General features: G+C 39.9%; 1 protein-coding gene. It reads right to left on the reverse strand.

What is annotated here, in order from left to right:
- Window positions 1-418: 418 nt before the first annotated feature.
- Complete coding sequence (locus O9295_RS00600) at window positions 419-1087, reverse strand: Uma2 family endonuclease (RefSeq protein WP_288030923.1); 669 nt, start codon at window positions 1085-1087, stop codon at window positions 419-421.
- Window positions 1088-1389: the final 302 nt, after the last annotated feature.

The raw sequence follows: 1389 nt of genomic DNA on the forward strand, positions 1-1389 counted from the left end.
TTTGTACCAAGCGATGTACTACAAGAAGGATAATGCAAGGTTTTTGAAAGTCCCAATCCTATTTTCTTGCACTAACATCGGACTTTAACAGGTCAAAAGCTTTATTTTAAAAGGGTTTTACCATTATTCAGCAAGCCCTAAATAATCAGTTTTTAATAACTGGATTTAGTATAGGGTTTGCTGAATAAATCTAAAAACCTTGTTGTATAAGACTTTTAGACTTTTTTCCCATCAAAAAGTGCCAGACATTGGGGTGATCGGGGGGGAAATTTAGGCACTTTTTCCCTGAAAATTAGGTAATTGACCCCCTGAAAATGGGTAAAACCCTACACCCCACACCCCACACCCCACACCCTGCCCCCACGAAAAACTCTTTCAGCAAACCCTAAATACCATTTTTCAAAAGTAATGGATGGTATTATTCTTCTTCTAAACTTAATCCTAACGCCTGTAAGCGTTCCGCTAGTCGATCCGCACGTTTCTTTTCTTTATCGGCACGTTTCTTTTCTTGACGCATTTGAGACTCTAACTCAACAGTTGTTAAAAATTTCTCTCCATCAGGACGATACAATTCTAAACTAGATTTATTCCAGATAAAACGCACACCTAAACGGGGACTTATCCAGTCATTGATGGGGATAATTTCTCTTAAAGTTTTTCCCTGTCTTTGCCATCCTTGTAAACGACAGCGCATCGGGTTATATAAATAGTATTCTTCTACGCTATATGTGTCATAAAACTCTAATTTTCGACTCATCTCTGCTTTTGTATTCTTCGGTGATAGAATTTCAAAAACCACTTGAGGAGCGATATTTTCTTCCTGCCATTGACGATAGGAACCCCTCCGTCCTTTGGGACGACCAAAAGCTACCATGACATCGGGAGCAACCGGTGAAACCAAAGTAGAACGCAGAGGATACCAGAGTAAATCTCCGGCAATAAACACCCTAGGGTCATCGGCAAAGATAATCTCTAAATTCTCCTTAATTTTAACAATCCACTCATATTGTTCGGTATTATCTGCCATCGCTTGACCATCACTATCGGGGAAAAGAAGATCGTCGTCAATATCAAGATAACTAACCATTGTCTTTTAATTTTAATAGATGGTTGTTTTTTGATTGTAGCAAGATAATTAAGTAGGTAGTTAAAAATTATCAGACACCCCCCTTATCAAGGGTAGGGTTGATTCATGAATCAACCCTACCTTGAATCAACCCTACCTTGAATCAACCCTACCTTGAATCAACCCTACCTTGAATCAACCCTACCTTGAATCAACCCTACCTTGAATCAACCCTAGGGAGAGGGGGGGAGTGGGGAGAAGGGGAGGGGGGAGGAGAGAGAAAAAAGCTGAAAAAGGTCTTAAGCGGTGGTTATATCTATTAG

The organism is Microcystis sp. LE18-22.4A, assembly GCF_027531105.1.
GTDB lineage: Bacteria > Cyanobacteriota > Cyanobacteriia > Cyanobacteriales > Microcystaceae > Microcystis > Microcystis aeruginosa.

Bases quoted from the DNA above. Each gene is read 5' to 3' on its own strand.
- O9295_RS00600 (WP_288030923.1), bottom strand. From the start codon at position 1,087: ATGGTTAGTTATCTTGATATTGACGACGATCTTCTTTTCCCCGATAGT.